Annotated in this window: 6 protein-coding genes and 4 pseudogenes; 9 read left to right on the top strand and 1 reads right to left on the bottom strand. The window is 43.6% G+C overall.

Translation table 11 applies throughout. The features are described from left to right. The 9 genes and pseudogenes from B4113_RS20580 to B4113_RS10925 form a co-directional block, all read left to right on the top strand. A pseudogene (locus B4113_RS20580) lies at positions 1 to 533 on the top strand (transposase); the annotation flags it as partial. Positions 534 to 596: 63 nt separating this feature from the next. After that, a pseudogene (locus B4113_RS18875) lies at positions 597 to 770 on the top strand (response regulator transcription factor); the annotation flags it as partial. A gap of 360 nt (positions 771 to 1,130) precedes the next feature. Next, complete coding sequence (locus B4113_RS10945) at positions 1,131 to 1,850, top strand: MFS transporter (protein ID WP_061912495.1); 720 nt, start codon at positions 1,131 to 1,133, stop codon at positions 1,848 to 1,850. Between the two features lie 171 nt (positions 1,851 to 2,021). Further along, positions 2,022 to 2,228 (top strand): annotated as a pseudogene (locus B4113_RS19880) (DUF5360 family protein); the annotation flags it as partial. A gap of 95 nt (positions 2,229 to 2,323) precedes the next feature. Then, a complete protein-coding gene (locus tag B4113_RS10940) occupies positions 2,324 to 2,689 on the top strand; it encodes a DUF5367 family protein (protein WP_033842558.1) in 366 nt (121 codons plus the stop codon). 166 nt (positions 2,690 to 2,855) lie between these two features. After that, positions 2,856 to 3,404, top strand: a pseudogene (locus B4113_RS18870) (IS701 family transposase); the annotation flags it as partial. After that, positions 3,379 to 3,657, top strand: a complete 279-nt coding sequence (locus tag B4113_RS18865; RefSeq protein WP_081897142.1) for a hypothetical protein — start codon at positions 3,379 to 3,381, stop codon at positions 3,655 to 3,657. The pseudogene B4113_RS18870 and the gene B4113_RS18865, both read left to right, overlap by 26 nt. Before the next feature lie 102 nt (positions 3,658 to 3,759). Further along, positions 3,760 to 4,437, top strand: coding sequence for a VanZ family protein (locus B4113_RS10930; protein WP_033842554.1), 678 nt, complete (start codon positions 3,760 to 3,762; stop codon positions 4,435 to 4,437). Between the two features lie 38 nt (positions 4,438 to 4,475). After that, a complete protein-coding gene (locus B4113_RS10925) occupies positions 4,476 to 5,666 on the top strand; it encodes an erythromycin esterase family protein (RefSeq protein ID WP_033842553.1) in 1,191 nt (396 codons plus the stop codon). On the opposite strand, the gene B4113_RS10920 is transcribed toward B4113_RS10925, so the two are convergent. Then, positions 5,667 to 6,296 (bottom strand): ABC transporter permease, encoded by a 630-nt coding sequence (locus tag B4113_RS10920; RefSeq protein ID WP_033842552.1) that lies wholly within the window; start codon positions 6,294 to 6,296, stop codon positions 5,667 to 5,669. It abuts the gene before it with no gap. Positions 6,297 to 6,375 lie beyond the last annotated feature (79 nt).

The following is a 6,375-nucleotide window of genomic DNA, read 5'->3' as shown; positions in this document are numbered from 1 at the left end:
GAACCGGATTCTCTACCCGAAAGGCATCGCCATTCAAGCGAAGGAGTTTGCCCGCTATATCGAGCCCAACGACACCTGCCTCGTCACGGTGGGGAAGGAGCGTGAGCGTGTCTACGGCTGCGAAGGCGCGCCCAACGGTCTTGATGACGCGGTGATGCGGCTGGCTTGGAAGGCGGATGAACCAATGACGCCGGACCATCTCCATGTCGTCTTGAGCACCGACCGGGAGCTAGGCGATGAAGAGATCTTGCGTTACTATGCCCAGCGCTGGACGATCGAATGCTTTTTCCGGCAGGCCAAAGACCAGCTGAAGTCAGATGGTACCGTGTTCGTCACATTCGGGCGGTGAAACGGTATGGGGCAGTGGTGCTGTTCGCCTGCATATACAGCATCGCGGCATCTCAACAAGACCTCTCTTCCGGACTGGAGCTTCTTCGGTCTCGGAAAGGACACAGCATCGTCGAGTTCATCGATGGCGCCTCAAAGCAAGAGATTCCATTGATGTGATCAAAAAACTGCTCCATGTCGCCTGAGGGGTCCCCTGTTTGTCTCTTAGGGTATGGAAATTACTGCAATGAAAATTTCTCATCTACAGTAATAAAGACATTGCCAAAAAACATCACATAAGCCAACGAAGCGTGGAAAGACACTTATCGCGCATTTTCACAAAGCTGCGTGTATCTTCGAGGGTAGAAGCCGTGGAAAAAGCAAAACAATTAGGGTTCATTCCAGAGCATCATATGTTGTTAACGCCTTCATCGGATCGGTGAGGGCGTTTTCTTTTTTGGGGTCCGCTATCTCGTGTCGGTATTCCGCCAAAAAATGGCGGGGTTCCGACACAGGTTGGCGGTGAAAAGAAAAGGAGGTGGAGATATAATTGAGATGAAGTAAAACATGTTTATTATGGATGATTTTGTATTAAATAAATAAAGAAGCCGTAGGCATAATGGACAATGAAATGGTTACATACGAGTGAAAAAAAGAGTCTCCTTTTTCTTCTTAACATCAATGGTTGTTCTACGAAAACCATTGTCACCGAACGACTTTCTATCATTTCCTAGAAGCTGTTTTACGAAATTCAGCATGTTTGCCATTTAACGATGGTAAAAAGAAGAAAGGTGAAATATTTTATGACAAAGCTTAAAGAGATGAGAAAAAAGCCAATAACTGGATTGATTGTAATTGCGATGGCAGTGTTTATTGATATGCTTCTGTATAGCATCGTTGTTCCGATCGTGCCTTTTTACACTTCTAAATTTGATGCTTCCCAAACAGTTATTGGCATACTAATCGGCTGTTATGCGTTTTCTTTTTTGATCGCTACTCCTATATTAGGAGGAATCTCTGACAAGTTTGGTAGACGAGGAGTCATGCTGTGGGGGCTGGTAGTTCTTTTAGCAAGCACGTTACTATTTGCTTTTGCAAATAGTATGTTGCTGCTCATTGTTGCTAGATTGCTTCAAGGTGTTGCGGCAGCGGCGACATGGACTGCGGGACTGGCGTTGATTACAGATATGTATCCGCCTGCTAAAAGGGGAAAGGCTTTAGGAGCCGTACTTTTTTTGGTAGGGGCAGCGGCTGGTTTTGTCTTAACGCCGACTTTGCCGGAATTAGCGAATTCTGTTGATCGTTTAGGTGGGGGGGCGTATGCTACTGCATTTGCTGTTTTTAATATGGCCTATTCTGTAGGGATGATAATCGGTCCGATTGTAGGAGGAGGACTGGCTGATTTATTTGGTATATCAACAGCGCTTTATATCATGTGTTTTGTTTTAGTAGGCTATAGTCTATCTTCTAGACTTGTAAAACATGAAAGAAAAGCTACATATGTCAATAATAAAATGGAATGAATAATTAAAATCTTTGTTTTCATAAGTGTTTATAAAAAAGAAGGGGGTTAGGGGGATATAATATGGATATATTTACAAAATGTTATAAATGGGACGTAGCTAAAAAGCTACAATTAAATGGAACTTATCCTTACCCGTGGTGCTAGTTGAGCGCTGACGCTCAACTAGCACCACGGGTTATATCTATATAATAAAAACAACCCGGCATGGCGGAACTGGGCTCTGATTTCTCTTGTGTTGACTTTTTGTTCCGGATTGCAAGCCATTGCATTTTGGGCTTTTAGCAAGGATTTTGACATCACTTGGTGGGCCGTCAATTTGTATTTAATGATCTATCCATTATTTTTTATTAGAACTTTCATTGCCGCAAAGAAATAAGGATTGTCTGTGAAGGGTCATGATTTATCAGGATCGTTGGTGAAATGCTATTATGATACTCTTTCAAGCATTTTTAGAATAAAGGAGTGCTGTTCATGTATTTTCTAATTTGGGGCTTTCTTGTTTGGCTAGGAGCAACCATAATTTTCCGGTTTTTTGGACATTTTTTCTTCAACCCAGAAAATGCTTTGCTTCTTCTGTTATCCTATCTGCTTGTTGTTCCACTCATTTTTTTATTAACTTATCCTCTATACAAACTTAAAGGTTTAAAAAAAGATGAGCGTTTAAAAGCTGCTATGTTTATCGCGCTTCCCGGCATGTTCATTGATACGATTGTATTAGTTATCTTTCCAGAAGTATTTACTAATTTACTAGTGGAATCTGATCGATATTTTGGTTCTTGGTTATTATGGGCATATAGTTTAATTTTAATAACCGGGCTTTCCCCGAGAAAAGAGTAAAGAACTGTAGATGAGCAAATTCACTAACATAAATTTACAACCAAACAAAAAAGGAGACATGAACCCAGCTCCTTGAGTAAAATAGATGTGCTCAAACCCATTCACACAAGGAGGTTCATGGCTTAGGAATCGATGAGCACATCATCAAGGAATCCACAAGTTTTTCATGACGCTGGGATTGGCGCTTGATTTCTCGAAACCGGTCATCAAGCATCTGGTTCATCTTGTCGACGCCTTGACGACCAAGGGATGTTTGGGAACGTTGACCGATGTCCATCACTGGAGTTTTCATCCCAACCATCGAACCATACTCAGCCATTTTTTCACGAAAAGCCCTTGGGATGAAGAGACGTTGCTTCGCAAACTCCAGCCATGGATCCTTCAGCGCAGCAAGCGAATGGCCAAAAGGGAGAATCAACCCCTTTTTGTTTCGATGGATGATCCCATTTGCCAAAAAACGAAGTCTTCGTCACGGGCTGCCCGCGCCATTCAAGGGTGTGATTGGCACTACTCGCACAACGATCATCCATCCGTCTGGGGGCATTCGCTCGTTTCACGGATGGTGCACACCTTCACCCAAGCGTTTCCGTTCGCCTTTCGTCTGTATGACAAGACAACGGGAAGAAGCAAGATCGACCTAGCGATCGAGATGCTTTCTTCGCTCAAGAGGAAGCGGTCTCAGCCGGTGTATGTGCTCATGGATTTCTGGTATCCGTGTTGCCATTTTTCCAGCTGCACTACTGGCTGTTTTGCTTATATGCATAGTAACAGAAGCGCTCGTTTCTTTTGTTGATAAAAAATGGGAATTTAAATGGGATTGGGCGGTTGTTTTAGGGATCGCAACGATTACGTCGCTTCCTTTTTATCCATCCTTTGTCTTTGTAGTCCCCATTTATATGGGAGCAATGGGATATTATGCAGGAAGACGACTATGTGCTAAATGGCGTTACGATGAAGGAAACGGATGAGTTTGAGCCGGAGTGTTCAAATCGCCCGAGTGGTAAAGGTCATTTGGAGGTGGATGCTAAGAACTGGAATACAAGCAAAGAATAAAGGAGTTGAAGCAGTAAATGATTCGAAAAACCGTCACGGTTATTCCTTTTGTCATGGTAGCTTGTCTCAAGACTTGGGATCATGTCTATGGAAATTTTCCTGGCATATCGGTCTGGATTGTGTTCATTCATATTTGTCTCAATCTATTGCCCATCTTTGTGTTTGTATGCTGGAGTGTGTCCAAGGTGCGGCAATGGAGTGGGATGAATATGGTGATTCACGCTTGCTTTTATGTTTATTTGTTTTTTGTTTTGTATTATACGGTTTTATATATTCCTTATTGGCGCTTTATGACCCAACCAGTGCTGCCGCTAGAGGAACAGGTGTTTCCTCATTATAATTTCATCCCGTTGAAAACGATTTTGGAAACTAGCATTACTCCTGTGAATATTTGGGGAAACATCTTGTTGTTGCTTCCGTTGGGCATCTTTGTTCCTTTGATTCATCCTTATTTTGCACGTATCAAACCGTTTCTTCTCTTTGCCCTGCTCGTTTCGAGCGGCATTGAATCCGTTCAATTTTTGACAGCGTTGATGGATGGAAAATTTGCTGAATATCCTAGCGAACGAAGCTTTGATGTTGATGATATCATTTTGAACGTGAGTGGAGCGGTTATCGGGTTTAGTCTGTACCAATTATGGGGGCGCATGAAAAGCTTGATTTCTCGATCACACCGCTCGTCACCGAACCGTTGAGGGTATACATGCAGTCATCACGTTGTTTGGGGGTGTCAATGATCACTTTCTTTATCGATGAAGTCAAACATCAAAGTATCGATATAGGGGATATGGACCGCTATCATTTTGAGTTTCTTCAGCCGATTTTGGAACATAAACGCTTTGTCTTCCTTGGGGAGAGCAGCCATTGCGTCAAAGAATACAGTCTAGCAAAAGTAAGCCTGATTAAATATCTTCATGAAGAATTGGGGTTTCATGTACTTGCCTTTGAAAGCGAATTGGGGCCATGTATGATCGGCGATTATCTATCTGATCAACTTGATTCTAAACGTTTCATGGTGGGCACCATTGGACGTGCGTGGCAAAATGAATTTGTCCTTGGATTATTTGACTATATGAAAAAAATGAAGCAGGAGCGGCCGCTGTATTTTACTGGTGTGGATGTTTATCAAGGAAAAAAGGAGAATTTGTTTTCGGAATTCCTCGAGTCTTATTTAACGGGTCCGACCAAACAGAAGTTTGTCGATTTTGAAAAGCGGGCGATCGAGGTTTTGATTGCAGCCGATAAACGGAAAATCAAGCGTTCAATGCGCCAAAATATAAGGGAAGAGATGGAAAGTAAGGGCATGGAATTGATTGAGGAACTCAAACAGCATTGTTTTCCGGACAGCAAGATTTATAAAATTGTCCTCCGTACGATGGAAAATAGAGTAAATTACTTGAAAGCAAATTTAGAAAAAAGTTTCTCGAAACTTTTTGAGTATCGGGATGCATTAATGGCAAAAAACCTAGAATTTTTAGCGCAGGAAATATACCCAAATGAAAAATTTATCATTTGGGCACATAACATGCATATTAGCAAAAATACTTCCGCCAAGCGCCTGTCTGCCTATAAATCGTTTGTGGAAAACCTCTCCCAAACGATTAAGGAGAAAAGTTTTGTATTGGGGTTGTATGCAAAGGAAGGCAAAATGTTGGATTATACAGGTAAGGAATATCCAATAAAAAAAATGAATAAAAAACATTTGGAAAGCCTTCTTGACCATTCCCCTTATCAAAATAGTTTTATTCAGTGCAATGGAAACTGGGCACAGAAAAAGTGGCGGGCCTATGAGGGCGGAGGAATGCCTACTTCCTTTGTACCTGCACAACAATATGATGGGATTTTATTTTTTAAATCTGTTTCCCCGGCTTACTTTTTTGACGTTTCTGAGACGACCGAGAGAGGAAAGAAGCCAAAGGGCTGATCACAGCCCTTTGGGTGTCACTTTCTTTTCCACTTTTCGTAGCAGCCAGTCGAAGGCAATCGCCAATATGGCGGCTGGGATGGCGCCGGCGAGAATCAAGTTTTTGTCGGCGATGCGCAGGCCGCGATCGATCAAGTCACCAAGCCCCCCGGCGCCGATAAACGTCGCCAAGGCGGCGACGCCGATCGTCAGCACTGTCGCGGTGCGTACGCCGGCCATAATGACGGGAAGCGAGAGGGGAAGCTCGACCATCCATAAAATTTGCCGCGATGTCATCCCCATCCCTCGTCCGGCATCAACGAGCGCCGGGTCGACGCCAAGAATGCCAGTGTACGTGTTGCGCAAAATCGGAAGCAAGGCATAAAGCGTCAAGGCGATGATCGCCGGCAGTTTGCCGATGCCGAAAATCGGCAACATAAACCCAAGCAGCGCCAAACTCGGAATCGTTTGGATGATGGCGGCGATGCCGATGATCGGCTCGGCGAGTTTGCGATATCGCGTCAACACGACGCCAATCGGCACGGCCACCGCGATGGCAATGCCCATGGCAATCGCGGATAGCAGTACGTGCTCTTGAAAAGCGATCCAAATCTCTTCTCGTCGTTCAATAAACGTTCGCAATAATTCCATTGTATCCCTCCCTCTAGAAATGTTGATTTATCAAGGCTTTTCGGCCCCTCAGGGGTGTCCAAAAAATATTTTTCGACAA

The sequence above is a fragment of the Geobacillus sp. B4113_201601 genome (assembly GCF_001587475.1).
Classification (GTDB): domain Bacteria; phylum Bacillota; class Bacilli; order Bacillales; family Anoxybacillaceae; genus Geobacillus; species Geobacillus icigianus.
This window is presented reverse-complemented; position numbering and strand designations above follow the sequence as displayed.